This is a genomic window from Microbacterium gallinarum, assembly GCF_014837165.1.
Lineage (GTDB): Bacteria > Actinomycetota > Actinomycetes > Actinomycetales > Microbacteriaceae > Microbacterium > Microbacterium gallinarum.
Map to the genome: position 1 here is coordinate 20762 of NZ_JACSPM010000007.1, position 25718 is coordinate 46479.

Annotated in this window: 29 protein-coding genes and 2 riboswitches; of the genes, 17 read left to right on the forward strand and 12 right to left on the reverse strand. The window is 71.1% G+C overall.

From position 1 onward, the window contains the following. Positions 1-19 precede the first annotated feature (19 nt). The gene (gcvT, locus tag H9622_RS15025; RefSeq protein ID WP_191767324.1) at positions 20-1144 is read right to left on the reverse strand and encodes a glycine cleavage system aminomethyltransferase GcvT; all 1125 of its coding nucleotides are present in this window, start codon (positions 1142-1144) and stop codon (positions 20-22) included. A 46-nt stretch (positions 1145-1190) separates the two neighbouring features. Further along, a riboswitch (glycine riboswitch) is annotated at positions 1191-1306 on the reverse strand. 1 nt (position 1307) lies between these two features. Next, a riboswitch (glycine riboswitch) is annotated at positions 1308-1403 on the reverse strand. Between the two features lie 44 nt (positions 1404-1447). After that, the gene (locus H9622_RS15030; RefSeq protein ID WP_191767236.1) at positions 1448-2617 is read right to left on the reverse strand and encodes a MarP family serine protease; all 1170 of its coding nucleotides are present in this window, start codon (positions 2615-2617) and stop codon (positions 1448-1450) included. Positions 2618-2742: 125 nt separating this feature from the next. On the opposite strand from H9622_RS15030, the gene H9622_RS15035 reads away from it, so the two are divergent. From H9622_RS15035 to H9622_RS15060, 6 genes are read left to right on the forward strand one after another with little or no spacing between them, the layout of a single operon-like run. Then, positions 2743-3462: an NUDIX hydrolase gene (locus H9622_RS15035; RefSeq protein WP_191767237.1), complete on the forward strand. Its 720-nt coding sequence runs from the start codon at positions 2743-2745 to the stop codon at positions 3460-3462. Between the two features lie 11 nt (positions 3463-3473). Then, positions 3474-4826, forward strand: a complete 1353-nt coding sequence (gene nadA / locus H9622_RS15040; protein ID WP_191767238.1) for a quinolinate synthase NadA — start codon at positions 3474-3476, stop codon at positions 4824-4826. Further along, positions 4823-6430 carry an L-aspartate oxidase gene (gene nadB, locus H9622_RS15045; RefSeq protein ID WP_191767239.1) on the forward strand — a complete coding sequence of 536 codons (1608 nt, stop codon included), beginning with the start codon at positions 4823-4825 and terminating at the stop codon, positions 6428-6430. Before nadA ends, nadB begins: the two co-directional genes overlap by 4 nt. Continuing rightward, positions 6424-7293: a carboxylating nicotinate-nucleotide diphosphorylase gene (nadC, locus tag H9622_RS15050; RefSeq protein WP_191767240.1), complete on the forward strand. Its 870-nt coding sequence runs from the start codon at positions 6424-6426 to the stop codon at positions 7291-7293. Before nadB ends, nadC begins: the two co-directional genes overlap by 7 nt. A gap of 2 nt (positions 7294-7295) precedes the next feature. Then, on the forward strand, positions 7296-8429 hold the full coding sequence (locus H9622_RS15055) for a cysteine desulfurase family protein (RefSeq protein ID WP_191767325.1): 1134 nt from the start codon (positions 7296-7298) through the stop codon (positions 8427-8429). Between the two features lie 8 nt (positions 8430-8437). Continuing rightward, a complete protein-coding gene (locus tag H9622_RS15060) occupies positions 8438-9388 on the forward strand; it encodes a glycosyltransferase family 2 protein (protein ID WP_318247143.1) in 951 nt (316 codons plus the stop codon). Positions 9389-9457: 69 nt separating this feature from the next. On the opposite strand, the gene H9622_RS15065 is transcribed toward H9622_RS15060, so the two are convergent. Next, entirely contained in the window at positions 9458-11473 is a 2016-nt protein-coding gene (locus H9622_RS15065; RefSeq protein WP_191767326.1) for an ABC transporter ATP-binding protein, read from the reverse strand. A 53-nt stretch (positions 11474-11526) separates the two neighbouring features. Between H9622_RS15065 and H9622_RS15070 the strand changes: the two genes are divergently transcribed. The 3 genes from H9622_RS15070 to H9622_RS15080 all read left to right on the forward strand — a co-directional run bounded on the left by H9622_RS15070 (position 11527) and on the right by H9622_RS15080 (position 14132). Next, positions 11527-11739 carry a hypothetical protein gene (locus H9622_RS15070; protein ID WP_191767242.1) on the forward strand — a complete coding sequence of 71 codons (213 nt, stop codon included), beginning with the start codon at positions 11527-11529 and terminating at the stop codon, positions 11737-11739. Between the two features lie 201 nt (positions 11740-11940). Continuing rightward, positions 11941-13458: an MDR family MFS transporter gene (locus H9622_RS15075; RefSeq protein WP_404802879.1), complete on the forward strand. Its 1518-nt coding sequence runs from the start codon at positions 11941-11943 to the stop codon at positions 13456-13458. An 89-nt stretch (positions 13459-13547) separates the two neighbouring features. After that, the gene (locus tag H9622_RS15080; protein ID WP_191767243.1) at positions 13548-14132 is read left to right on the forward strand and encodes a carboxymuconolactone decarboxylase family protein; all 585 of its coding nucleotides are present in this window, start codon (positions 13548-13550) and stop codon (positions 14130-14132) included. Positions 14133-14215: 83 nt separating this feature from the next. Here the strand turns inward: H9622_RS15080 and H9622_RS15085 are convergent, their stop codons facing one another. From H9622_RS15085 to H9622_RS15095, 3 genes are all read right to left on the reverse strand, one after another. Then, complete coding sequence (locus tag H9622_RS15085) at positions 14216-14719, reverse strand: hypothetical protein (RefSeq protein ID WP_191767244.1); 504 nt, start codon at positions 14717-14719, stop codon at positions 14216-14218. A gap of 197 nt (positions 14720-14916) precedes the next feature. Beyond that, the gene (locus H9622_RS15090; RefSeq protein ID WP_191767245.1) at positions 14917-15747 is read right to left on the reverse strand and encodes a DNA-formamidopyrimidine glycosylase family protein; all 831 of its coding nucleotides are present in this window, start codon (positions 15745-15747) and stop codon (positions 14917-14919) included. Between the two features lie 57 nt (positions 15748-15804). Beyond that, on the reverse strand, positions 15805-16284 hold the full coding sequence (locus H9622_RS15095; RefSeq protein WP_191767246.1) for a GNAT family N-acetyltransferase: 480 nt from the start codon (positions 16282-16284) through the stop codon (positions 15805-15807). A 171-nt stretch (positions 16285-16455) separates the two neighbouring features. On the opposite strand from H9622_RS15095, the gene H9622_RS15100 reads away from it, so the two are divergent. From H9622_RS15100 to H9622_RS15110, 3 genes are all read left to right on the forward strand, one after another. Next, complete coding sequence (locus tag H9622_RS15100; protein ID WP_191767247.1) at positions 16456-16782, forward strand: hypothetical protein; 327 nt, start codon at positions 16456-16458, stop codon at positions 16780-16782. Positions 16783-16897: 115 nt separating this feature from the next. Then, on the forward strand, positions 16898-17227 hold the full coding sequence (locus H9622_RS15105; RefSeq protein ID WP_191767248.1) for a DUF7882 family protein: 330 nt from the start codon (positions 16898-16900) through the stop codon (positions 17225-17227). Next, the gene (locus tag H9622_RS15110) at positions 17214-17498 is read left to right on the forward strand and encodes a hypothetical protein (protein ID WP_191767249.1); all 285 of its coding nucleotides are present in this window, start codon (positions 17214-17216) and stop codon (positions 17496-17498) included. Before H9622_RS15105 ends, H9622_RS15110 begins: the two co-directional genes overlap by 14 nt. A 5-nt stretch (positions 17499-17503) precedes the next feature. On the opposite strand, the gene H9622_RS15115 is transcribed toward H9622_RS15110, so the two are convergent. The 6 genes from H9622_RS15115 to H9622_RS15140 all read right to left on the reverse strand — a co-directional run bounded on the left by H9622_RS15115 (position 17504) and on the right by H9622_RS15140 (position 21456). Further along, positions 17504-17833 (reverse strand): hypothetical protein, encoded by a 330-nt coding sequence (locus H9622_RS15115; protein WP_191767250.1) that lies wholly within the window; start codon positions 17831-17833, stop codon positions 17504-17506. A 62-nt stretch (positions 17834-17895) separates the two neighbouring features. Beyond that, positions 17896-18432: an SRPBCC family protein gene (locus tag H9622_RS15120; protein ID WP_225222197.1), complete on the reverse strand. Its 537-nt coding sequence runs from the start codon at positions 18430-18432 to the stop codon at positions 17896-17898. Between the two features lie 5 nt (positions 18433-18437). After that, a complete protein-coding gene (locus H9622_RS15125) occupies positions 18438-19172 on the reverse strand; it encodes a hemerythrin domain-containing protein (protein WP_191767252.1) in 735 nt (244 codons plus the stop codon). A gap of 130 nt (positions 19173-19302) precedes the next feature. Then, positions 19303-20061, reverse strand: coding sequence for an SDR family oxidoreductase (locus tag H9622_RS15130; RefSeq protein ID WP_191767253.1), 759 nt, complete (start codon positions 20059-20061; stop codon positions 19303-19305). 79 nt (positions 20062-20140) lie between these two features. Beyond that, positions 20141-20476: a sigma-70 family RNA polymerase sigma factor family protein gene (locus H9622_RS15135; RefSeq protein WP_191767254.1), complete on the reverse strand. Its 336-nt coding sequence runs from the start codon at positions 20474-20476 to the stop codon at positions 20141-20143. A gap of 74 nt (positions 20477-20550) precedes the next feature. Further along, on the reverse strand, positions 20551-21456 hold the full coding sequence (locus H9622_RS15140; RefSeq protein ID WP_191767255.1) for an RNA polymerase sigma-70 factor: 906 nt from the start codon (positions 21454-21456) through the stop codon (positions 20551-20553). Between the two features lie 176 nt (positions 21457-21632). Between H9622_RS15140 and H9622_RS15145 the strand changes: the two genes are divergently transcribed. The 5 genes from H9622_RS15145 to H9622_RS15165 all read left to right on the forward strand — a co-directional run bounded on the left by H9622_RS15145 (position 21633) and on the right by H9622_RS15165 (position 25710). Next, on the forward strand, positions 21633-22373 hold the full coding sequence (locus tag H9622_RS15145) for an alpha/beta fold hydrolase (protein WP_191767256.1): 741 nt from the start codon (positions 21633-21635) through the stop codon (positions 22371-22373). Positions 22374-22437: 64 nt separating this feature from the next. Beyond that, positions 22438-23370, forward strand: a complete 933-nt coding sequence (locus tag H9622_RS15150; protein WP_191767257.1) for an alpha/beta fold hydrolase — start codon at positions 22438-22440, stop codon at positions 23368-23370. A 59-nt stretch (positions 23371-23429) separates the two neighbouring features. After that, entirely contained in the window at positions 23430-23942 is a 513-nt protein-coding gene (locus H9622_RS15155) for a DUF1697 domain-containing protein (protein ID WP_191767258.1), read from the forward strand. Between the two features lie 91 nt (positions 23943-24033). After that, complete coding sequence (locus tag H9622_RS15160) at positions 24034-24255, forward strand: hypothetical protein (RefSeq protein ID WP_191767259.1); 222 nt, start codon at positions 24034-24036, stop codon at positions 24253-24255. 78 nt (positions 24256-24333) lie between these two features. Continuing rightward, on the forward strand, positions 24334-25710 hold the full coding sequence (locus tag H9622_RS15165; protein WP_191767260.1) for a pyridine nucleotide-disulfide oxidoreductase: 1377 nt from the start codon (positions 24334-24336) through the stop codon (positions 25708-25710). Positions 25711-25718: the final 8 nt, after the last annotated feature.

The window sequence follows — 25718 nt, forward strand, 5'->3', positions numbered from 1 at the left end:
CGATGGATGCGGGCGTCGGTCACTGGGCGCGACGGTAGAAGGGAAGGGCGGTCACTGTGGCGGGGATGCGGGTCCCCCGCACGTCGATGAAGAGCTCGGTGCCGGGCTCGGTGAGGGCGGGCGACACGAAGGCCATGGCGATGGGATGACCCAGGGTGGGACTGAGCGCACCGCTGGTGACCTCGCCCACGACGTCGTCGCCGTGCAGCACCGGGTAGCCCGCGCGTCCGGCGCGGCGCCCCTCCGACACGAGGCCGACGAGCACGGGAGCATCGGCGGCGACGACGGACTCGAGCGCCGACCGGCCCACGAAGTCGGCCGACTTGGTCTTGAGAGGCACGACGCGGCCGAGACCCGCCTGGGCGGGGATGATGTGGCGCGTCAGCTCGTGCCCGTAGAGAGGCATGCCCGCCTCGAGGCGCAGCGTGTCACGCGACGCGAGGCCGGCCGGAACCAGCCCGAACGGCTCCCCCGCGGCGAGCAGGGCGTCCCACAGGGCGGGGGCGAGCTCGGCGTCCACGCTGATCTCGAAGCCGTCCTCGCCGGTGTACCCGGTGCGGCTCACGAGCACGGGCGTGCCGCTGAAGCGCATGCCCATCGCCGCGTAGTACGGGAGGGTGTCGAGCGTGTGGCCCATGGCGAGCGCGTCGTCGTGCGCGAGGCCCTCGGCGGCCTGCAGGATCTCGCGGGCGCGCGGACCCTGCACCGCCAGCAGCGAGTCGGGCAGCTCGACGAGCTCGGCGTCGAAGCCCTGGAGACGGTCGAGGAGGGCGGAGCGCACCGCATCCCGATTCCCCGCATTCGCGACGATGAGGAACTGCTCCTCGGAGATGCGCGTGACGATGAGGTCGTCGATGATGCCGCCGTCGGGCGCGAGGATCATCGTGTACTTGGCGCGCGACAGCTTCAGCGGAGCGGGGTCGAAGGCGAGCGCGTAGGCGAGGAAAGCCTCGCGGTCGGGTCCGGCGACGCCGAACTGCGCCATGTGCGAGATGTCGAAGAGCCCTGCGGCCGCGCGCACGGCGTGATGCTCCGCCAGGTCGGAGCTGTATCGCACGGGCATCGACCAGCCGCCGAAGTCGGTGAAGGATGCGCCCAGCGCGGCGTGGCGGTCGTGCAGCGGAGTCGTGCGGGGGTCTGTCATGAGTTCTCCCGTGTCGCGATCGGGCGGACGCCGGACGGCGCCGTGGAACTCCCCCTCTGTCATGGGCCTGAGAGTTTCGCCCGCAGCTCCCTCAGGAGGTGCGGGGTTTCACCTTCGGCGGAGACCGAGCGTGCTTCGCTCGATTTCACTTTCCAGAGTCGGCCGGATCCGGACGGTACGCGTACCTGAGAGATTGGCGGGGAGGCTTGCTCCTTCGGTGCTCGACAGCGTGCTGCCGAGGCTCTCCCGCCCGGGTCGTAGGCCTTGTTGACTTGCGCTGCCAGCATACCGGGCGACAGGGCCTCAGCCGGTGCAGCGTCCCGAAGAGACGGCGCCGGTCAGGGAGGGGGCCTCCGCGGCGACCGGAGTGAGCTCGGCCATCGTCATCGCGTAGCCGCGCTCCGGGTCGTTCTCGGCGCGGGCGAAGACGACTCCCGCGACCGCTCCGTCCTCGGTCAGCAGCGGCCCGCCGGAGTTGCCGGGACGCACCGGCGCCTGCAGCGAGTAGATCTCACGCGGCGCCGACGATTCGTCGTAGATGTCGGGCACCGGGGCGGTGCCGGCAGACAGCACGCCTGCCGAGACCATCGAGAACGGCCCGCCGAGCGGGTAGCCCAGCACCACCGCCGGCGACCCCGCCTCGAGGGTCGGCGCGAAGGGCAGGGCGGCCACGCCGAGGTCGTCGACGGCGATCACGGCGAGATCGTCGACGGGATCGAAGTAGACGATGCGCCCCTCGCGCGCCCGCACGCCCGGCAGTTCGACGACCGGCTGCTCGACGCCGGCCACCACGTGCGCGTTCGTCACCACCCGGTCGGGGGCGATGACGAAGCCGCTGCCCGTCGCGCTGCGTCCGCACGAGTAGGCGGTTCCCGATACACGGGCGACGGATGCCGCAGCCTGCGTGAGCTCGGGATCGTCGAGGTCGACGGGCTGAATGGTGACCGGTCCCGACTCGAGCAGATCGCCGAGGGCCGGCAGTCCCTCGTCGATCACGAAGCCGCGGAGTTCCGCCAGCGCGGCCGTGACCGGCGCCGGGGTCACGCGATCGATCGTGCGCAGCACCGTCGACGAGGAGAGCGCGGACGAGACGATCGGCATGCCTGTCGCGGCGAGGCTCGCCCCGGTGAGCGAGATCGCAAGGGCGGCGACGACGACGCCCGCGACCCCGCCGAGGATGCGGTCGACGGCCCGCAGCGGCGTGCGATCGACGCCGCGACGCAGCGCGGACCCGGCCAGCGCCCCGAGCGTCGCTCCGCAGACGATGAGCGCCGCGGACGCGAGCAGCACGACGAGAGGCCGCCATTGCTGCCACGGCCAGGCGTCGTTGATCAGGGGCACGAGCCAGTACGCCGCGAAGCCGCCCGCGCCCAGCCCGAGCAGCAGTCCGACGCTGCCCGTGAACCCGCGTCCGAGGCCCACGGCGAGCCCGACGACGAGCAGCACGATGAGCACGATGTCGACGACGGACATGCATCCTCCTGCGGGTGATCGACGCTCTGCCGGGAGCGCCAGGCTACGCATCCAACCTGTGTGACGACCCTCATTTGCCCTTCGTGTCACGATGACACTAAGATGGAGGCGGAGTAAGAGTCGTCATGACAAGAACCAGTACCCTCAGCCCCGTTCCCCCCGCCGACGCCGCGGCCGAGCCGACGCGCGTCGCCGTCTCGACGGTGATCTTCACGCTGCGCCGCCTTCCCGGGAGCGAGACCGCGAGCGTCGCACTCCCCCTCGTGCGGCGCACGCGTGATCCGCACGAGGGTCTGTGGGCGCTTCCCGGCGGGTGGCTCGATGCGACGGAGGGACTGGATGCCGCGGCATCCCGCACCCTCGCCGAGACGACCGGGCTGGCGCCGAGCTATCTCGAACAGCTCTATGCCTTCGGGGCCGTCGACCGCTCCCCCAGCCGCGTGGTGTCGATCGTCTACTGGGCGCTCATCCGACCCGACGAGATCGCCGACGCGAGCGACGAGAACGTGCAGTGGTTCGATGCCGCCTCGCTCCCCGGGCTCGCCTTCGACCACAACCAGATCGTCGACTACGCGCTGTGGCGCCTGCGCAACAAGGTGGGCTACAGCCGCATCGCGCACGGCCTCCTCGCCGACGAGTTCACCCTCGCCGAGCTGCGCGAGGTGTACGAGGCCATCCTCGGCCGACGCCTCGACCCTGCGAACTTCCGCCGGCAGGTCGAGAACTCCGGAACCCTGATCCCGACCGACCGCTTCCGCACCGGCAGCCACCGACCCGCACGGCTGTACCGGTACAACCAGGACGTCGAACTGGCCGATCGCGGCCCGCTCGACCGCCGTCAGTGAAAGAGCACGCCATGTCCGCCGTCAACATCACCCTGCAGCCCCGGCCTCTGACCGACGCCTCGGTCGACCACGCGATCCAGGCGATCGTGGCGGGGGCCTCGACCGCCGAGACCTGCAACACCGACCTCGCCTCGGGTCCGTGGGACTTCGACACCCGCCCCGGCTACGGTCCGGGGTCGTCGATGGGCGACGTGATCCCGACCGGGTCGCCGCGCCAGGGAGAGCTGCCGCGCGAGTACCGCGAGGCGTCCGAGGTGGAACTCAACCAGCGCATCCGCGCCGCGAAAGCGATCCTCGGCGACCGGGTGGTCGTGCTCGGCCACTTCTATCAGCGCGAAGAGGTCGTCGTGCACGCCGACTACGTGGGCGACTCGTTCCAGCTCGCGAACGCCGCGCTCGAGCACCCGCACGCCGAGGCGATCGTGTTCTGCGGCGTGCACTTCATGGCCGAGACCGCCGACCTGCTGTCGCGTCCCGAGCAGGCCGTGATCCTCCCGAACCTCGCCGCCGGCTGCTCGATGGCCGACATGGCCGACATCGACCAGGTCGAGGAGTGCTGGGAGCAGCTCGCCGAGGTCTACGGCAACATGGACACCACCGATGCCGACGGCCTGGTCCCCGTCATCCCCGTCACGTACATGAACTCGTCCGCGGCCATCAAGGGCTTCGTCGGCCGCCACGGCGGCATCGTCTGCACGTCGTCGAACGCGCGCACCGTTCTGGAGTGGGCGTTCGAGCGCGGACGCCGGGTTCTGTTCTTCCCCGACCAGCACCTCGGCCGCAACACGGCCAAGGCGATGGGCGTGCCCCTCGACCAGATGCCGATGTGGAACCCGCGCCGGCCGCTGGGAGGATCGGATGCCGCGAGCCTCACCGACGCGCGGGTGATCCTGTGGCACGGCTTCTGCTCGGTGCACCGCCGCTTCTCGGTCGACCAGATCGAGAAGGCCCGCGCCGAGCACCCCGGCGTGCGCGTGATCGTGCACCCGGAGTGCCCGATGGAGGTCGTCGACGCAGCCGACGAGGCCGGCTCGACCGACTACATCCGCAAGGCCATCGAGGCGGCGACCGAGCCGACGACCTTCGCCATCGGCACCGAGGTGAACCTCGTGCAGCGCCTGGCGGCGCAGCATCCCCAGCACGAGATCTTCTGCCTCGACCCCGTGGTCTGCCCGTGCTCGACGATGTACCGCATCCACCCCGGCTACCTCGCCTGGGTGCTCGAGGGTCTCGTCACGGGCGAGGTGCGCAACCGCATCACGGTCCCTCAGGACGTCGCCGACCCGGCACGACTCGCCCTCGAGCGGATGCTGGCCGCCAAGCCCCCGGCAGCACCCGCCGCCGCATGGGAGAACGCGTCATGACGACGCACGCGGTGGTCGTCGGCAGCGGCATCGCCGGGCTGACCGTCGCACTGCACGCCGTCGAGCACGGCTGCCGGGTCACACTCGTCACGAAGGACGTGCTCGACCACGCCAACACCCGGTTCGCCCAGGGCGGCATCGCGGGGGTGATGTTCGACGACGACCGCGTCGAAGACCACATCCACGACACGCTGGTCGCCGGCGCCGGGCTCAGCGACCGCGAGGCCGTGCGCGTGCTCGCCGAGGAGGGCCCCGCCCGCATCCGCGAGCTCATCGACATCGGCGTCGGGTTCGACCGCGGCGAGGACGGCGGCTTCGTCAAGGGCCTCGAGGCGGCGCACTCGTACCCGCGCATCCTGCACTCGGGCGGCGACGCTACGGGCACCGCGATCGAGAAGGCGCTCGTCGCCCGGCTGCGCGCGAGTCGCGTCGACGTCATCGAGCACGCGTTCCTCGTCGACCTGGTCGTCGACGGCGGCCGGGTACGCGGCGTCGACCTGCTCGTGGGCGACCGCGAGGCGACAGTCGACACGGCAGCGGTCGCCGGACGACGCGGGATCGTCGCCGCCGACGCCGTCGTGCTCGCGACCGGCGGTGCGGGCGAGCTCTACGCGCACTCCACCAACCCCGCGGTCGCCACGGGCGACGGCATCGCCGCCGCACTGCGCGCGGGCGCCGACGTGCGCGACCTCGAGTTCTTCCAGTTCCACCCGACGGTGCTCGCCGCCGGCGCCTCGTTCCTCGTATCCGAGGCGGTCCGCGGCGAAGGGGCGACGCTGATCGACGAGACCGGTCGGCGCTTCGCGTTCGACGCGCACCCCGACGGCGAGCTCGCTCCCCGCGACGTCGTCGCCCGGGCCATCGCGCACCAGATGGACCTCCAGGACGGACGCCCCGTCCTCCTCGACGCGACCCACTTGCACGGCGATGACCCCGAGGAGCGAGCAGCCTTCCTCGCCCGGCGCTTCCCGACGATCGACCGGGCGGTGCGCGAGCGCGGCCTCGACTGGGCGCGGGAGCCGATCCCGGTGACGCCGGCGGCGCACTACCTGATGGGCGGGGTCTCGACCGACCTGTTCGGCCGCTCCTCGCTGCCCGGCCTCTACGCCGTCGGCGAGGTCGCGTGCACGGGCGTGCACGGCGCGAACCGCCTCGCCTCGAACTCGCTGCTCGAGGGCGCCGTGTTCGGCGCGCGTGCCGGTGACGTGATCGCGTCGGATGCGGCATCCCCCGACTGGCCCGCCGCGGCAGGCCAGTCGGCTCGGCCGGCCGGCGGCGAGCCGTCGGGTGCTGCGCCGGCGGGCGACGACCGCGTCGACGTGCCGCCCTTCTCCCGTGCCGCGCTGCAGGAGCTGCTGTGGGACGACGCCGGGCTCGTCCGCGACGAAGCGGGCCTCGGGCACGCGGCATCCGTCCTCTCCCTCTGGCGGACGCAGTCGCGCGAGCCGCACACCGAGCTCGAGTACGAGAACGAGAATCTCCTCGTGGTGGCCGAGCAACTCGTCGGCGCCGCCCGCGCCCGCCGCGGGTCGGTCGGCGCACACTACCGGCGGGACGACCCTGTGACGTCCGCCCCGATACGCCAGGAGGCCGTCGCATGCTGAACCGCGCCACCATCGACCGCGTCGTCGCGGCCGCGCTCGAGGAGGACGCGCCCTGGGGCGACATCACGAGCGCGTACCTCATCGTCGAGACCGCGATCGCACGGGCCGATCTGGTCGCCCGCGAGAGCGGCGTCTTCAGCGGCGGCGAGGTGTTCGAGGCCGCGTTCCGCCTGACGGATCCGCGCATCGAGGTCGACCTCGTCGTCGAGGACGGCGAGTGGTTCGAGCGGGGCGACGTGCTTGCGACGGTGGAGGGCCCTGCTCGCGGCGTGCTCACGGCCGAGCGCGTGGGGCTCAACTTCACGCAGCGGATGTCGGGAGTCGCGACCCTCACCGGCCGCTACGTGGCCGAGGTGGCGCACACCGGCGCCCGCATCGCCGACACCCGCAAGACGACGCCGGGGCTGCGCGCGTTCGAGCGGCATGCAGTTGTGAACGGCGGCGGCCACAACCACCGCTATTCGCTCTCGGATGCGGTGATGGCCAAGGACAACCACCTCGCCGTCCTTGCCCGCAAGGGCGTGTCGATCACCGCCGCGCTGCAGGGTGCGATCGCTCGCCTCCCCCACACGACCCACGTCGAGGTCGAGGTCGACCGGCTCGACCAGATCGAGGCCGTGCTCGCGGCGGGCGTCGGCACGATCATGCTCGACAACTTCTCGCTCGACGATCTCCGGGCGGGGGTCGCCCTGGTCGCGGGTCGCGCGACGGTCGAGGCATCCGGCGGCGTCTCCCTCGAGACGGTGCGCGCGATCGCCGAGACGGGCGTGGACGTCATCTCGGTCGGCGCCCTCACCCACTCCGCCCGTGCGCTCGACCTCGGACTCGACGTGCGGATCGATCTCGCTGAAACGCCCGTATGAGCATGCTCTACCTCGACAACGCCGCCACGACGCCCGTGCGTCCCGAGGTGCTCGAGGCGATGATGCCGTATCTCACGCAGTGGTTCGGCAACCCGTCGAGTCACCACACCGTCGGCGAGGCGGCAGCCGGTGCGCTGGCCGAGGCGCGCTCACGCGTGGCGCGCGTGCTCGGGATGCGCGCGAGCGACGTCGTCTTCACGTCGGGCGGCACCGAGGCGAACAACCTCGCCGTGAAGGGAATCGGCATCGGCGCCTGGCAGGCGAGCGGTCGTCGGCACGTCGTGACCACGCCGATCGAGCACGAGTCGATCCTCGAGTCGGCCGCCTACCTCTCGCGCGTCCATGGGTTCGACGTCACCCATCTCGCAGTCGATCGCTTCGCGAGAGCGGATCCGGATGCCGCGGCCGCGGCCCTCCGCGAGGACACCGCGCTGCTCTCGCTCGGGTACGCGAACAACGAGGTCGGCACGATCCAGTACGTCGCCGCGATCGCCGCGGTCGCCAGCGAGCACGGGGTGCCGGTGCACGTCGACGCGGTGCAGGCGGCGGGCTGGCTGCCGCTGTCGGCCGCCGAGCTCGGAGTCGACGCGATCTCGCTCGCCGGGCACAAGGTGGGAGCGCCGAAGGGCACGGGCGTCCTCGCGGTGCGCGGGCGCGTTCCCCTCGAGCCGCTGATGCACGGCGGCGGGCAGGAGCGCGGCCGTCGCAGCGGCACCGAGGACGTCGCCGGAGCGGTGGGCCTGGCGACGGCGCTCGAGCTCGCCGAGGCGGACCGGGCCGAGGCATCCGCTCGGGTCACCGCCATCCGCGACCGGTTCGTCGCCCGCGTTCTGGCGACCGTTCCGTCGGCGGAGCTCACCGGTGACCCGGTGCACCGGCTGCCGGGCACGGCCAGCTTCACGTTCGCCGGCACCAGCGGCGAGGCGGTGCTGCTCGAGCTCGAGCGGCGCGGCGTGGTCTCGTCGAGCGGATCGGCGTGCGCGGCCGGGAGCGACGAGCCATCGCACGTGCTCGTCGCGATGGGCATCGACCCCGAGGTCGCCCGCACCGCGGTGCGCTTCACCTTCCCGCACTGGCTCCGCCAGCCGCTGGACGCCGTCGCCGACGCGGTCGCGGCCTCCGTCGCGGCCGTATGATCGAGCGGGTGACCCCGCCCCGCGCACCCGTCGTGACCGTCATCGTTCCCGGGTACGACGTGGCCGAGTTCGCGCCGGAGGCACTGGACTCCCTGCGCGCGCAGACCCTCGAGGACTGGACCGCCGTGCTCGTCGACGACGGGTCGACAGATGGCACCGGCGCGATCTTCGACGCCGCGGCCGCCGATGATCCGCGATTCCGGGTCGTGCACCACCGGTCGCAGAGCGGCCTCAGCGCCGCGCGCAACACCGGGCTCGATCTGGTCGAGACGCCGTTCGTCGCGTTCCTCGACGCGGACGACCGGTACACCCCGCGCGCACTCGAGCTGCTCGTCGGCGCGGTGACCGAGAGCGGAAGCGACGTCGCGGTCGGCGCGTACGTGCGACTGCGGCCCGACGCCGTCGGCGGCTACGCCGCGGGCGACGTGCAGCCGTGGGTGGCGGCGGCGACCGACCCGGCCCGCCGCGGCGCGACGCTCGAGGACCACCCGGACGTGGCGGGCAACATCGTCGCGTGGTCGAAAGTGAGCCGCCTCGCGCTGTGGAAGCGGACCGGGCTGCGTTTCCCGGTCGGCAAGGCGTACGAGGACCAGATCGTCGCTCAGGAGATGTACACGCAGGCACGCGGGTTCGACGTGATCCCGGAGGTGGTGGTCGAGTGGCGCGAGCGCGCCGACGGCTCGTCGATCACGCAGCAGAAGGACGGGCTGCCCGTGCTGCGCGACTACCTCGAGGCCCTCGCCGGCGGGATCGCGGTGCTGGATGCCGCGGGCCACGCGCGAGCCGCGGCATCCCGGGTCCATCTCATCCTGGCGATGGACCTTCCGCCCCTGGTGCAACTCGGCCGAGAGCACGCCGACCCCGCATACCGCGCGGCGCTGGGCGACTTCGTGCGCTCCCTGGCCGCGCGATCGCCCTCTCCGGTCTCCCCGCCGGTGGCCGACGCCCTGGCCTGGTGACCTGGCGCCGAGGTGCCGCCGACCGCGGGAGACGCCGCCGACGGCGAGAGGCAACTCGGCCGGAGCAGGTCAGGTGCCGGGGACCTCGGGCGTGGGCACCCACGGCTCGGCCGGGACCGGCGCGACCGCGGGGGTGCGGGGTGCGGGCTCGACCGGGGGGCGGTCGGCGCGCCGGTCGGGGTGGTCGGCGGGCGGGTCGGACTCCTCGGCCTCCAGGATGCGCGACGCCGCGAGCTGCTGCGCGGCCAGCTCGGCATAGAGGCCACCGTGCTCGATGAGCTCGGTGTGCGTGCCCGACTCGACGATGCGCCCCGCCTCGATCACGTGGATGACGTCGGCGGCGATCACGGTCGACAGGCGGTGAGCGATCGACAGGGTCGTGCGGCCGCGGGCCGCGGCATCCAGCGCCTCCTGCACCACGCGCTCCGAGACGGTGTCGAGTGCGGAGGTGGCCTCGTCGAGGAGCAGCACGGGCGGGTCCTTGAGCAGCACGCGGGCGATCGCGATGCGCTGCTTCTCGCCGCCCGACAGCCGGTAGCCGCGCTCGCCGACGACGGTGTCGTAGCCGAGGTCGAAGCCCTCGATCACGTGGTGGATGTTCGCGGCGCGGCAGGCCGCCTCGAGCTCGGCGTCGGTCGCCTCGGGTCGCGCGTAGCGGAGGTTCTCGCGGATCGTCGCGTGGAACAGGTAGGTCTCCTGCGACACGATGCCGACGTGGTCGATGATGGACTCCTGCGTGAGATGCCGCACGTCTTCGCCCGCGAACAGCACAGCGCCCGCGGACGCCTCGTACATGCGCGGCGTGAGGTACAGGACGGTCGTCTTGCCCGCGCCCGACGGCCCCACGAACGCCACGTGCTGGCCCGGGTCGGCGGTGAAGGTGACGCCCTGGAGGGTCGGGCGGGCGCCCTCCGCGGCATCCGGATACCGGAAGACGACATCTCGGAACTCGATGCGGCCGATCGGACCGGGAGCGTGGGCGACGTCGATGGCGTCGGGGGCGTCCTGGATGGCGGGCACCAGGTCGAGGTACTCGAAGATGCGCGCGAACAGCGCGGCCGAGGTCTGCAGATCGAGACTCACGCGCATGAGGCCCATGAGGGGCATGAGCAGGCGGGCCTGCACCGTGGTGAACGCGACGATCGTGCCCGCCGTGATGACCGCCTCGCCCCCGGTGATGAAGTACCCCGCGACGAGGTAGATGACCGCCGGGACGCTGGCCATCAGCACCTGCACGACGGCGAAGAAGCCCTGACCGCTCATCGCCCGGCGCACCTGGAGCCGCACCTGGTTGCGGTTCTCGTCGGAGTAGCGCGCGGACTCGGCCCGCTGCCGGTTGAACGACTTGGAGAGGAGGATGCCCGAGACGCTCAGGGTCTCCTGCGTGATGGCGGTGAGCTCGGACAGCGACTCCTGCGTCTCGCCCGCGATGCGCGCCCGCACCTGGCCGACGCGTCGCTGCACGACGACGAGGATCGGCATGAGGACGACCGCGATGATCGTGAGGCGCCAGTCGATGATGATCATCGCGATGAGCGAGGCGATGACGGTGACGACGTTGCCGAGGATGCTCGTGAACGTGTTCGTCAGCACACCCGAGACGCCGCCCACGTCGTTCTGGAGGCGCGACTGGATGACGCCGGTCTTGGTGCGTGTGAAAAAGCCGAGCTCCATCGACTGCAGGTGATCGAAGAGCGTCACCCTGAGATCTCCGGTGACCTTGTTGCCGATGGTCGACGTGAACCACGTCTGCAGCACGCCGAGCCCTGCGGAGAGGAGGAACAGCACGATCATGAGGCCGACGAGCTGCCAGAGGAGCGGGATGTCGGGCGGCCCGCCGTCGACCGGGAAGAGGGCGTCGTCGAAGATGCGCTGGACGATGAGCGGCGGGATGACCGCGATGCCGGCGCCCACGATGACGAGCACGCCCGTGATGGCGAGGGGCCACGCGTACGGGCGGAAGAGAGCCATGACGCGACGGCGGAGGTGGGGGATCTTCGGCGCGGCTGCGTTCAGCTTCTTCTGCGATTCGATGTCGACGCCGCGGAATCCGGGATGGCCTCCCCCGCCGCCACCGCCACGCATGCTCACACTCGAAGCCTACTGACGGCCTCCCCCGCTCCCGCTAGGCTTGCCCCATGGTCTCCACTCCTGATAACCCGCAGCACGACGGCTCCGACCTGGCTGCGCTTCGCGAGGAGATCGACGCCCTCAAGGCCATCCCCGAAGAGGACCTGCTCAACCCGCTCCCTCCCTTCGTCGAGGAGAACGAGCCCACGCCGCACGCGACCGACGCGATCGGAAGCGAGAAGTGGGATCGCCCCGCGTCGGAAGAGACGCTCGAGAACTGACCCCCGTTCTCGCGGGGCCACCTCGCCCCTGACGAGAAGCCGGATCGGATCCGGTCCCCGCGGGAATGTCGTGTCCGACCCCGCCGTTATGATCATGGCTTGCCGTTCTCGTGCGGCCGTCTCCGGCCATCCGCGCATGGCGGACTCTTCGCCATCATCCATGGCCGACCTTCGCCCTTCGATCCCATGAGGAGCCGCCCTATGGCCGCCACCGACATGCATCCCGCCACCGACGGCATCCGCGTGGCCCCCGACCTCACGCCCAAGCTCGGCCCTCAGGAGAGCCGCGTCATCTGGTTGCTCCTCGCGGCCGCCTTCGTCGCGATCCTGAACGAGACGACGATGGGTGTGGCGATCCCCCACCTCATCACCGATCTCGGCATCACTGCGCTCTCGGCGCAGTGGCTCACCACCGCGTTCATGCTGACGATGGCCGTGGTCATCCCGATCACGGGCTTCCTGCTGCGCCGCTTCACCACCCGTACGATGTTCATCGCCGCGATGGGGCTGTTCTCGACCGGCACGCTCATCGCGTTCCTCGCGCCCGGCTTCCCGGTGCTGCTCGTCGCGCGCGTCGTGCAGGCGTCCGGCACCGCGATCATGATGCCGCTGCTCATGACGACGCTCATGACGGTGGTGCCGCCGGCGATCCGCGGTCGCATGATGGGCCGCGTCAGCATCGTGATGTCGCTCGCCCCGGCGATCGGCCCCACCCTCGCCGGCGCGATCCTCAACAACTTCGAGTGGCGCTGGATCTTCGGCATCGTGCTGCCGATCGCCATCGTCGCGCTCGTCGTGGGCGGCCGATGGATCCACAACCTGGGCGAGACCACGCGCGCACCGATCGACGTGCTGTCGGTCATCCTCTCGGCCCTCGGCTTCGGCGGTCTCGTGTTCGGACTGAGCCAGCTGGGCGCCGGTGGTCACGGCGGTGGAGCGGAGGCCGCGGCCGCGACGGCCACGTCGACGACGACGCTCATCGTGTCGCTCACGATCGGCGTCGTCGCGCTCGGCCTGTTCGGCTGGCGTCAGGTGCTGCTGCAGCGCAAGGACGACGCACTGCTCGACCTGCGGGTGTTCCGCAGCCGGAACTTCTCGCTGTCGATGGGGCAGATGGTGATCATGTCGATGGCGTTCTTCGGCGCGATCACGGTCGTTCCGCTGTACCTGCAGGACGTCCTCGAGGTCGACCCGCTGACCACGGGTCTCGTGGTGCTCCCGGGCGCGCTGGCGATGGGCCTCGCCGGCCCCTTCATCGGCCGCATCTACGATCGCTGGGGCACCACCGTCCTGCTCGTACCGGGCGCCGTCATCACGTCGTCGATGCTCTGGGTCTACACGACCTTCGGCGTCGACACCCCGGTGTGGCTCGTCGCGATCGTGCAGACGGTGCTGTCCCTTGGACTGGCGCTGTCGTTCACGCCGCTGTTCACGGCGTCGCTGGCGTCGCTGCAGCCGAGGTTCTACTCCTACGGCTCGGCCGTCGTCGGCACTGCGCAGCAGGTCGCCGGTGCAGCAGGCATCGCCCTGATGTTCGGCGTGATGGCCGCGGCCAACAGCGCCGCGACCGAGGCGGGCGCCGACGCACTCACCGCGGGTGCCGCGGGCACGCACGCCGCGTTCCTCACAGCTGCGTTCCTGTCGCTGCCTCTGCTGGTGGGGGCGTTCCTCATCCGCAAGCCGGCCGACCAGCCGATGGGTGCACCCGTCGCGCACTGATCCGCGTATCACCGAGATGCCCCATCCCCTCGACGGGGGGTGGGGCATCCGGCATTCTGGGATCCGCCACCGAGCAGCAGGAGGCACCGATGATCATCCAGACACCCGCACCCGGGAGTGTGACCGGCCACGCGGCCGAGATGTACTCCGGCGACATCGCCGACGTGGGGTTCGTCCTCTCCCACACGCAGGCGCTGGCGGTGAATCCAGACGCGCACCACGCCTTCGAAGGGCTCGTGCACGCGATCGTGCCCTCGATCGGTATCCGCGTGTACGAGCTGGCGACTCTCGGCGCGGCACGTGCGATCGGCTCGTCGCACTGCCTGCTCGCGCACGGCCGCAAGACCCTGCGCGCGGAGCTCATGGACGAGGATCAGCTCGCGCGGGTCGCGCGCGACTACACGTCCGCCGGGCTGAGCGAGGCGGACGTCGCGGTGATGGCCTACGCCGAGAAGCTGTCGCGCGATCCGCGCAGCATGACGGATGCCGACTCCGAGCGGCTGCGCGCCGTCGGCTTCAGCGATCGGCAGATCGTGGACATCACGCTCGCCGCAGCGGCGCGGAACTTCCTCAGCCGGGCGCTGCTCGCCCTTGCTGTGCCGACCGACGAGGTGCCCGACCTGGGGCCCGAGCTGGTCGACGCGCTGCTCTCACCGCTCGACTCGGCCCGCTAGCCCGCGGCACCCGTCGCCGGGCGTACCCGGCGTCGCACCTGCCGCCGGCGTCGCGCCTCGACTCGGCCTGCCCGCCGGCGACGTCAGTGGTGGATGACCGCCTTGAGGAGGATCAGGATGCCGCCGAACGCGGCGGTGAGCAGCGCGCTGACCAGGCGCGCCCACCAGTGCGTGCTCCAGCGTGCGACCGCGGTCCATCCGAGACCGCCGAGGATCACGGTGTTCACGACGAGCGCCGACCACAGCGCCGTGTCATCGGGGATCACTCGCAGTGTGCCCAGCAGCAGGACGATGAGCGGTGCGATCGACGCGAGCAGCATGCCGGACGACTGCTTGGCGGCAGCGCCGAGGCTCGACCGCAAGCCGCGCTGCCCCTCGCTGACGGCGAGGCGTCCGAGGGTGCCCGCGTACACGTGCGCCGCGTAGAACACCACGACGGTGATGGCGACGGTGAGGAACGCTATCAGGGAGGTGCTTCCGGCACTGACGACGATCATGCCCGACACCAGGATGAGGCCGTAGATGGCCTCCTCCGACATGAGGACGCGCGCGATGCGCGGCGTGATGTGGAGCTGCTCGTCGGACATCGCAGTCAGCGTCGCGCGCGAGGGGTGACGGGTCAGTCGGTGCTGCAGCTGCCGCCACCGCAGCACGACCCTGCGGACTCGACGACGGTGAGGAGGTTCTTCTCCTCGGCGACGGGCTGGAGCGTCGGGGTGGGCTGCTGCGAAGAAGTCATTCCGCCATGCTACCCGCGGTGACGCCGAGCCGGCCGCATGACCGGTCAGAGCACCTCGCCACCGGTCTGGCACGTCGGGCAGTACTGCGCGGTCGTGCTGGCGAACGAAAAATCGCGGACGGTGTCGCCGCATACCGGGCACGCCTCTCCGGCCCGGCCGTGTACGCGCATCGCAGCGACCTTGGCCGCCTTGAGGAGATCGATCGGGATGCCGCGCCGGGCGTCGATCGCGCCGCGCACCGTCTCGATCGTCGCGGTGCAGAGGCGGGAGCGGGCGTCGTCGTCGAGCGCCGCCGCGTGAACGACGGGCGACACCTTCGCCAGGTGCAGGATCTCATCGGAGTAGGCGTTGCCGATGCCCGCGATCGACTCCTGCTCCTGGAGGATCGCCTTCACCTGCTTGCGGCGTCCGCCGAGCGCGACCTCGAAGTCGTTCTGCGAATACGACGCGTCGGCGGGATCCGGACCGAGCTTGGCGATCGCCGGCACCGCGAGCGGATCGTCGACGACGAACAGGCCGAGCGACACCCAGGTGCCGGCATCGGTCACCTGCATCACCGATCCATCGTCGAGCGCGACCTCGGCGAGCGCAGGCGGGGCGTCGACCGGCAGCTCCCCCGACTCGGAATCACGCCACCGCACCCACCCGTGGCGCCCCAGCGACACCACCAGACGGGTGTCGTCGCCCACGGCGAGCGCGACGTGCTTGCCGTGCCTCTCGGCGCCGCCGAGGGCTCGTCCCACCAGGGTGGACGGCGGGTTCTGGCGGGTCTTGACGGTGCGGAACTCGAGGATGTCGACCTCGGATACCGTGCGACCGCGCACACGCTCGTCGAGGAACTCGGCGAGTGCCTGCACCTCAGGAGACTCCGGCATGAGCCCATCCTGGCACCGGGTCCCGACACCGCGGCACGCGCGACCGGGATCCCCCGGTCAGCCGAGCGGCTTGCGCAGGAAGACCTGCTCGATGCCGTCGTCCTCCTCCACCCGCGTGGTCTCGCGATAGCCGCACCGCTCGTACAGCCGCAGGTTGGCCTCGCTGAGCGATCCGGTGAAGAGCTCGGCCTCGCGGCATCCGCTCGCCCGTCCCCGCTCTTCGACGGCCTCGAGCAGCCGCGATCCGAGTCCCTCACCCTGACGGTCCGGCGCGATCGCCAGGCGACCGACCAGCAGGAGTTCGCCGTCCGCCTGCGCACGCACGGCGCCCACCAGCCTCCCGTGGTCGACGGCGACGCACCCGAGGTTCTCGACGAGTTCTGCGCGCAGCTCGTCGAGGGTCTGCGTGAGCGGCGGCATCTGCACGCTGTCGTAGATCAGCGCCTCCTGCACGAAGGCTGCGCGCTGCAGCGTCAGCGTCTCACCGGCGTCGTCGGGGCGGATGTCGCGGATCTCGATGTCATCGGAGCGGGGCATGCTTCCTGTCTAGCGCGGCACAGAGGACCGAGGCACGCGCTTGACGGGAAGACAGTTTGAGGCCAAGCGGGTAGACAGTGCGTGCGCGGAAGTCAACCCCCTCGCTCCTTCGCCGACACCGCCCGCATGATGCCTGCGATGAAGGAGCGGACCCGACGAAGGAGCGGACCCATGACGATCGAGGCTGCACCGGTTCACCATCTGGAGCTCGTGCCCATGGGGGACGGCGCCTGGCGGCTGTGCGACCGGTCGCGGGTCCGACTGGGCGGCGACGAGGACGGCACCCTGCTCGCCTACATCGAGCGGCTTGCCGGCGGCGAGTACGAGGCGGTATGGGTGTGGCGCGGAGCCGGCGTCGAGACCTTCCCCTCTCTGGAGGCCGTGCTCGTCGCGGGCACCCGGCGCCTGTCGTCGACGGTCGGCAGCGATTCGAAGCCGGTCCCGATCCCGCACCGCGCCCCGCTCTCCTTCCGCTGGACTCGGCGCTCTGCTCGCTAGCCGCGCGGTCTGCGGGTGTCAAGGGAGTTGGCTCGGGTCCCGCCTGCGACGACAGTGGTGTCGGCGGCCCCGCCCCCGTGATCGCCCCGATCCGGGGCCGTCGCGGAGGCTGACGATGGGAAAGTTCATCTACGACGGCTCGGTCAAGGTCGATTTCGACGACCGAACGCTGGCGCATCTTCAACTCGTCATCGGCACGAAGCTGCGCCGTGGCGAGCCGTTCCACTTCACCTGGAAGGACGATACGAGCATCGGCAACGGCCGGACCACCGTGTGGGTGCACCCGCGGTGCACGCTCGTGTACAAGTACTACGGGAGTCGCAAGCCGACGATCAACATGGCCTGGATCGAGGCGCTGGTGTACACCGCCAATTCGCCGGCAGGCCTCTACCTCGTGCCGGAACCCGCCGAGAGCTCGCTGGAGATGCACGATGAAGAGAATTGACATCATCTACGGTGGCGAGCACTACAGCGTCGGCGGCCGTGATCTCGAGTCGCTCCGCGCCGAGATCGAGGCCGGGCTCGCATCCGGCGGGGTGGCGTGGATCACGGTCAACGACGGCGAAGGCGCGCCGCGATGGGCTCACCTCATGCTCACGCCGGGCGTATCGCTCGCCATCATCCCGATCCCCGACGACGCCCCCGAGGTGGCCGGCGGATCACTGTGGGACCCCGACGGGAATGAGATCCATCCCGAAGCGCGACCCGAGCCGTAGGGCACTCAGCTCTCCCAGCTCCAGTCCATGTCCGGAGGCGTCTCGGTGTCGGCGCGCGCGGTCGGATGCAGACGCCGGGTCAGCGCCTCGAGGCGCTCGACGACTTCGAGACGGTCCGGCTCGGCGAGATGCGTGTCCACCTGGCGGGCGACGATCTGGCTGGCCGGCCCCACCAGGAACACCGCGGTCGTCACCGTACCCGCCGCGTCGACGACCGGGATCTCGACCGTGGCCCCCGTGCGCCCTTCGGCGAGCGCGGCTCCGTACTCGAGGAGGGCGTCCGCGATCGCATCGCTCGTGAGAAACTCGCTCCCCGCATAGATCAGCGCCTTCATGTGCCATGTCTAACGAAGGTGGAACAGAGTCGCATGGGGGTTGCGCCATCGGAAGGCGGTCGCTACCGCGGGCGCGACACCCTGTCTGCGGTGAGTTCAGAAGAGGGTGAGCGGATGCCGCGCCCCGCGCTGCTCTCGTCCGTCACCACCGTCCCCATCCCCCGGTCCTCCGCATCGAGCAGGCGGGTGATGCCGTGGAAGTCGCGCATCAGGACCCACTTCCAGGCGAAGTCCGGCAGGAGCGCGGTCAGCTGCAGCCAGCCCGCGATGTCGCCTTCGTAGCGCGCGTGCACGCGTGTGCCGCCGCCCTCGGGCACGCACAGGTACTCGACGCGCGAGTTCCACGGCGAGGTCGAGTGCCATACGACGCGCTCCCCCGGCTCGATGCTCTCGAGCACGTCGGCGAACCGCACGCGGAACGGGCCGATGCGGTCGACCGCCCACCAGCGGCTCCCGACGTCGGGCGGGCCGTCGCCGATGCGCTGGCGGAAGGCGACCGCCGGCGCGAAGTCGGGCCAGCGGGCCGGATCGGCCAGGAGCGGGTGGACGCGCGCCGGAGGGTGGGGCAGGAGCACGTCGAGCACCACGCGCCGCCACATGGTCGTCACACCATCGCGGGAACAGGACGGTCAGGGTAGAGGTCGCGCATCGCGCGGTCGTACTGCCGCTTCAGCAGCAGCTGGTACAGCACGCGCAGCGGCACCGGGATGTTCGCGCGCATCCACTCCTCGCGCTCGTCCTCGGGCACGCTCGCGATCAGAAGGCCCGCCTGGAGGGCCATGATGTCCTTGCCCAACTCCTTGCGGTGCGCGGCGAGCTCCGACCGCGTGTGCTCCTCCATCCAGTCCCACTCCTGCTGTGAGAGCACGGCGCCCGCGACGGGCATGATGGTCGCCTCTTCCTGCCGGAGGTGCGCGGTGAGCGTCTCACGCAGCGCGTCGATGTCGCGGGCGAAAGCCTCGCCGAGCTGCGGGTCGGCCGACGCGACCCAGGGCTGCAGCTGCGGCTCGACGATCGCCAGCTGCCGGGCCACCTCGGCGTGCTGCGCCTTCATCTGCTCGACGTGCACCGCGCACGCCGGGTCGCGCGACGTCAGCCGATCCCACAGCGCGAGGTCCTCGGTCTCGTGGTGCATGTGCAGCGCGAAGAAGTCGAGGTGCGCGTAGCGCCCGACGATCACCGCACGGGCGGTGTCACCGGGCCGCACCTCGCGGATGAGCTTCGGCAGCTCGCTGTAGAGCCAGCGGAAGATCCTGTGCACGAGGATCAGACCGGATGTGTCGCACCCGGCCTCCTGGCCCTCCGGCATCGCCCCGGATGACGGCAGCTTGGTGACCATGTCGCACTCCCCAGTGTCGTCCGCCGGTCACCCGCGCCGCAGAGTCTGCGTCGCGGACAGCCGAACGATACACCCGAGAGGACGGCACGCACAGCACCCCTGCGCAGCCCCGCTGCCTCGTGGGTCCTGATCAGCTGCGCGGCGGGTTGGCCGGCAGCCACTCGTCGAGAGTCGTCGCGAACACCTGCACGCCGTCCACGGGCATGAGCGTGCGCTCCTGCATCCTCGCACCGAAGTACTCGGCCTCCGGATCGGTCACGACCTCGCGGAGATCCTTCCGGAAGGCGAGCCCGCGTCGCACCATCTCGTCCAGGCCCATGATCTCGGGGCCGGCGATCTCGACGTCCGCGTTCAGAGGTGCGCCGACGGCCGTGCGGGCGACAGCGGTCGCGACGTCCTCCGCTGCTATCGGCTGCACGAGGTTGCCGGGCAGCCGCAGCGCGTCGCCGTTCGCCGACACCGCGGCGATCCCGCCGATGAACTCGAAGAACTGCGTCGCGTGCACCAGCGTGTAGGGAATGCCGGACGCGCGGATGAGCTCTTCCTGAGCCGCCTTCGCCGCGAAGTATGCGATCGTGTTGGGGCGATCGGTGCCGACGACGGTCAGCGCGACGTAGTGCCCGACACCCGCCTCCCGCGCGCCGGCGACGATGTTGCGTGTCGAGGTCGTGAAGAACGACATCACGTCGTCCGGCGCGAAGGATGGCGAGTTCGACACGTCGACGACGACGTCGGCCCCCTGCAGTGCGTCGGCCAGCCCTTCGCCGGTGAGCGTGTCCACGCCCGACTGCGGCGAGGCGGAGAGGGCTTCGTGCCCGTGCTCGGTCAGCTTCGAGACGACCTTCGCGCCGATGAGCCCGGAGCCTCCGATGACGACGATCTTTGCCATGATGAGCCTTTCGTTCAGAAGCGCGACGAGCCGCGCTCACCATCTCTGACCGCGTCCGCACCGGATCTGTGACGGCCGATCAGCAGCGCCAGCGCGTCAGCTTGTCGGGGTTGACCACGAGCCATGCTTCGACGACGAGGCGGCCACGAGAGCGGAGGCCGAGGACCCCCGTGACACGACCGTCGGCGCAACGAACGACTCCGGCCGCGCCGTTCACCGCCTGCACACGGAGTGCCGCCGGAGCGGACAGCGCCTCCGCGAGATACGCCGAGGCCGCCGATCGGCCTTCGAGCGGCGAGCTCGGCGCCCCCACGATGCCGCCGCCGTCGACGGTGAGCCGGATGCCGGGGTGCAGCATCCGGCACAGTCCGCGTTCATCGCGGGCTTCGGCAGCGGCGACCAGCGCACGGACCACGCGTTCGTGCTGCGCGGCGCGAGGAGGCGAGCTCCGCGGGGAGCGATGCGACCACGACGCGCAGGGCCACCCGCTCACGCCCCGGCCCGGGAGACGTGCCGGAGCTTGTCCGGGCTCATGATCCAGTGGATCTGACGGATGCCGTCATCCGCCGCCGTGATCATGGCGACGGTCGTGACGATCCCGCCCTCGGAGATCGTCGCCGCCGGCTGACCATTGAGCTCGACCCAGTCGATCCGCTTCCCGACCCAGAAGTGGCTCGAGAAGGCGGCGATGAACTTCGCGACGCGGCTGCGGCCGGCGACCGGGATCCGGGCGGCGAGCTTGACGCCGTTGCCGTCGGTCGTGCTCACGACGTCCTCGGCGAACAGCTTCTCGAGATCGCTCACGTCCCCCTTCTGGGCGGCGGCGAGGAAGGCCTGGAGCAGGCGTCGCTGCTCGGCGGCGGCGACCTCGGCGCGGCGCGCTGACTCGAGGTGCTTGCGGGCGCGGCTCACGAGCTGGCGCGCGCTCGCGACCGTGGCGCCGATGATCTGGCCGATGCGGTCGTACGGGTAGTCAAGGGCCTCGCGCAGGATGTACGCGGCGCGCTCTGTCGGGGTCAGCCTCTCCAGCATCAGGAGGATCGCGAACTGCAGGGCCTCGCCGCGCTCGGCTCCGAGGGCCGGGTCGGCGTCCGTGTTCACGGGCTCGGGCAGCCACGGCCCGATGTACGTCTCGCGACGCGCGTGCGCGGACTGCGTCGCGTTGATCGAGAGTCGCGTCGCGACTGTCGCGAGGAACGCACCGGGTTCGCGGATGTCGGAGCGATCGGCGTTCTGCCAGCGGATCCAGGTCTCCTGCACGATGTCTTCGGCGTCGGCGACCGTTCCGAGCATCCGATAGGCGATGCCGAAGACGCGTCGACGGTGCTCGTCGAAGACGACGACCGCGTGCGCGATGTCGTCGGGGCCTTCTGCGTGTCGTGTGCTGTCGCTCATGGCGCTTCCGCTCCCGTCGCCGCGCTCAGCGTACGCCCGCGCGTTTCCAGCTACGACCGGATGCCCCGCCGAGATGTGACAGCCGAGGCGACATCCGTCGGTGCGGTCACATCCTCCGGCCGCGTTCGGTCATAGCTCGCAGCACGGTGACATCCCATCGTCGAAAGGAAACCGACATGTCCGCTCAGAAGCCCACCATCGTCCTCGTCCACGGTGCGTTCGCCGAGTCGTCCTCATGGAACGGCGTCATCGCCCAGCTGCAGCAGCACGACGTGCGAGCAGTCGCCGTCGCCAATCCACTGCGCAGCCTGGCCGGTGACGCCGCCTACGTCCGCGACGTCCTCGCCTCGATCGACGGGCCGATCGTCCTGGTCGGCCACTCGTACGGCGGCCTCGTCATCACCGAGGCCGCCTCCGGAAACGATGCCGTGGTCGGCCTCGTCTACGCCTCCGCCTTCGTGCCCGACACCGGCGACAGCGCCTTCAGCCTGTCGACGAGCGCCCCGGGCAGCACCCTCGGCGATGCCCTCGACGCGCACCCGGTCTCGACCGGCGGCGTCGAGTTCACGATCCGCCCCGACGTGTTCCCGCACCAGTTCGCCGCTGACGTCTCCCCGGAGATCGCGGAGCTCATGGGTGCGACGCAGCGCCCTGTGACCGAGGCCGCGCTGTCGGAGGGTCTCCCGACGAGTCGTCCGGCCTGGCGCGACATCCCGTCCTGGCACGTCTTCGGCGACCAGGACCTCAACATTCCGGCGGCGGTGCTGCGCGCCGGCGCAGAGCGCGCCGGATCGCGGGGCACCACCGAGATCGCCGGCGCCTCGCACGCGATCTCCGTGTCACACCCCGCGGCGGTGGCCGCCACGATCGCGGACGCCGGCAGGGCCTACGTGGCGAGCCTCTCGGCCGCCGCGTGATGGAACGGCGGCGCCCCGGCAGACGATTCGATCGCCGGGGCGCCGCCCCAGCCGAGGAGCACCCATGCCCACGACATTCACCACTCCGCTCCGCACCGTCGACGCGGGTGACCTCACCGTCGCCTTCATCGACGCGGGCGACCCGAACGGCGAACCGGTCGTGCTGCTGCACGGATTCCCGTACGACATCCACAGCTTTGTCGACGTCGTCCCGCTGCTGACGGAGGCCGGCTTCCGCGTTCTCGTCCCCCACCTGCGCGGCCACGGACCGACGAGGTTCCGCGACGGCAGTGCGGCGCGCTCAGGTCAGCAGGCAGCGCTCGGCGCGGATCTCCTCGCCTTCCTCGACGCGCTCGCGCTGCACGAGCCGATCCTCGCGGGCTATGACTGGGGCGCACGCGCGGCGTGCGTGGTCGCCGCACTGTGGCCCGAGCGAGTGGGCGGCCTGGTATCGGTGAACGGCTACCTGATCCAGGACATCGCGGCCGCCGGCATCCCTCTGGCTCCCGATCGAGAAGCCGGGTTCTGGTACTTCTGGTACTTTGCGACCGAGCGTGGTCGCACCGGCCTCTCGCGCGACGCACGCGGCATCGCGGACGTCATCTGGCGGCGCAACTCTCCCGCCTGGACGTTCGACGCCGCGACGCTCGATCGCACGGCTGCGGCCTTCGAGAACCCCGACTACGTCGACGTCGTCATCCACTCGTACCGGCACCGCCTGGGACTCGCGGCAGGCGTCCCCGAGCACGAGGAGCTCGAACGACGGCTCACGGCGCTCCCGCCGATCTCGGTGCCCACGATCACCCTCGACGGTACGGCCGACGGGAACTTCCCGGCGACCGACGGCTCCCAGCACGACCGCTTCTTCACCGGTCTGCGTGAGCATCGGCAGATTCCGGGTGCCGGCCACCATCTGCCGGCGGAGTCCCCGCACGCGTTCGCCGAGGCGGTCCTCGACGTGGCCGAGCCGCCGGGCGACGGCGCCGGCACGCCCTGAACCGATCGCGGCCGCCGCGACGTGTCCGCGCCCCCTCGTACCCTCGGAGCATGCGGTGCGTGGCCTTCATGCGGAACGTCAACCAGGGTCAGCGCGGTCACCCGTCGACCGCCGACATCCTGGCCGGATTCGCCGACGCGGGATGCCCCGGCGCACGGACCTTCCAGAGCAACGGCACCATCGTGTTCGAGTCCGACGAGCCCGCCCGGGTGGTCGAACTCGCGGAAGAGGCGATCGGCGTCCGCTCCGGCGTCGAGCGCGACATCCGGTGGATCGGCCTTGCGGAGCTGATCACGGTCGTCGACGCGCACGGCTCGACGCCCGACGCGCGCCGAATGGAGTTCACCCTGCACGGCGGCGGTCCGATCGACGTCCGGTCGCCCGAGATCGTCGCCCTCACGAGCGAGCACCACTGCTCCGTCGTCGACACCGGGCCGGGGTGGGCCGTCGTGCGCAACGACGTCGATGGCGAAGGCCACGCGACCCCGGTGCTCGAGCGACTGACCGGACGGCGCGCCACATCGCGCGGCCTGCCCACCGTGATCCGCATCGTCGCGCGATTCGGCGAGTGAGACGCGGACGACCCGACGTGGCACCCGCGAGGAAGATCCTCGCTCACGTCAAGGGGGTGCGCTCGAGCGCCGACCGTACAAGAGTGTGCGCATGACTCTCCACCGCGCGCACCTCCACGTCGCGCCCGACGACCAGCTCGCCGAGGCGATCGATCACGTCGTCGCCGAGCTGGAGGACGACATCCGTCACGGCCGGGTGGCCGACGACGTCAGCCGGCTCCTCGGGCGCCGGCTGGAGGCGGCAGGCGTCTCGCTGCCGCCGAACGCGGTCGAGGACCTCGCCGAGCTCATCGAGGCGGACGTCTCGCTCTGACCGCATCAGCGGCGCGCGGCCGGGACCGCGACCACTCACTCCATTGACGCGCCCGGCGCCGCCTGCTCTCATGGGCGCATGGAGTCGATCGTCGGCGTCGACTACCTCGTCGTCGGCGCCGGGGCGATGGGGATGGCGTTCGTCGACGCCCTCGTCGCCGCCGACGAGGATGCCTCCGTCGCGATCGTCGACCGTCGACACGGTGCGGGCGGCCATTGGCTCGATGCGTATGGCTTCGTGCGCCTGCACCAGGCGTCCGCGTTCTACGGCGTCGCCTCGACCCTGCTGGGCGAAGGACGACTGCAGGCGAACGGCCCCGAGCGCGGGCTGCACGAGCGCGCGACTGCGAACGAGGTGTGCGCGTACTACGACCGCGTGCTCTCGCGACTGACCGCCACCGGCCGGGTCGAGTTCCACGGCCGCAGCGAGTACCTGGGCGAGCGCCGCTTCGCCTCGCTGCTGAGCGGCACACGGTTCCACGCCCCTCGCGCGCGCCTCGTGGATGCCCGGTACCTGGCGCCCGACATCCCGTTCCTCACTCCTCCGCCGTTCGCGGTCGAGGAGGCGGCGCAGGTCGTCACGGTGAACGAGCTGGTGCGCCTCGACCGGGCGCCCCGGCACTACGTCGTCGTCGGCGCCGGCAAGACCGGGACGGACACGTGCGTGTGGCTGCTGCAGCAGGGCGTCGATCCGAACGCGATCACCTGGGTGCGACCACGCGATCCGTGGATGCTCAACCGCGCGTTCGTCCAGCCCGACCCGGCCATCTTCCTCGCGATGGCGGCCGACACGATGGCCGCTGCAGCGGCGGCGACCAGCCCCGACGACGTGTTCCTTCGGCTCGAGGACGCCGGCATCATGCTGCGCATCGACCCGACGGTGCTGCCGACCATGGCGAAGACCCCGACCCTGGCCGCATGGGAGCTCGCCCTCGTCCGCACCATAGACGACGCCGTGCGCCGGGGGCACGTGCGCTCAGTCGCACCCGGCCGCCTGCGCTTCGCCGACGGCGATGTGCGCGTGCCGTCCGACACGCTCGTCGTGCACTGCGCCGCCGAGGGGTTGAAGTACCCCGGACTGCGCCCCATCTGGTCGCCGGACGCCATCACCCCGCAGCCCGTGCGCGTCGGGTTCCCGTGCTTCGGCGCGGCCATCGTCGGCCACGTCGAGGCGACGCGCGACGACGACACCGAGAAGAACCGAGTCTGCCGTCCATCGCCCTTCTCGAACACGCCCGCCGACTGGGCGGCCATGCAGGTCATCGGCGGCGAGGCGTCGCTGGCGATGACGAGCGAACCCGACCTGCGGGCGTGGGCGAACGAGACCCCCCTCAATCCGGTGCGCATCCCCGCCGATCGCGCCGCCGATCCGGCGGTGGTCGAAGCCAGGGAGCGCCTCAAGCAGAACATCGCGCCCGGCCGGGCGCGTCTGCTCGAGCTCGCTCGCCCGGCGTAGACAGGCCG